The organism is Chromohalobacter sp. HP20-39 (assembly GCF_033052815.1).
In the GTDB taxonomy this organism is placed as follows: domain Bacteria; phylum Pseudomonadota; class Gammaproteobacteria; order Pseudomonadales; family Halomonadaceae; genus Chromohalobacter.
The window spans coordinates 1-254 of the sequence record NZ_JAWHTP010000907.1 but is presented as its reverse complement, the minus strand read 5'-3'; the positions used below and the strand labels follow the sequence as shown (position 1 = coordinate 254).

Sequence of the window (254 nt, the reverse complement as noted above, 5' to 3'; positions counted from 1 at the left end):
CTTCACGATGGACGACGGCACTCCGATGCGATTCAACGGCGTTGAGCGCGATCGTGCCGTGATCGTGAAGCCGACCGCGGTGACGTGCGGCGCAAGCTGCGCGTCGACGATCCGCGGAAACGACTGGGTATAGTTGAGCTCGCACCCCGGCAAACTCAGGATGATCTGCTCGGCCGAAATCTTCCGCGCAAGTGGCGTGAAATCTACATCCAGGTCTCGGATCGAACTCCGGAATGCATCTACATCGTCAAAAC

Annotated in this window: 1 protein-coding gene; it reads right to left on the bottom strand. The window is 59.1% G+C overall.

What is annotated here, in order from left to right; translation table 11 throughout:
- The coding region (locus RVY79_RS20605; protein ID WP_317466458.1) for a hypothetical protein at positions 1-254 on the bottom strand (254 nt) is incomplete at both ends.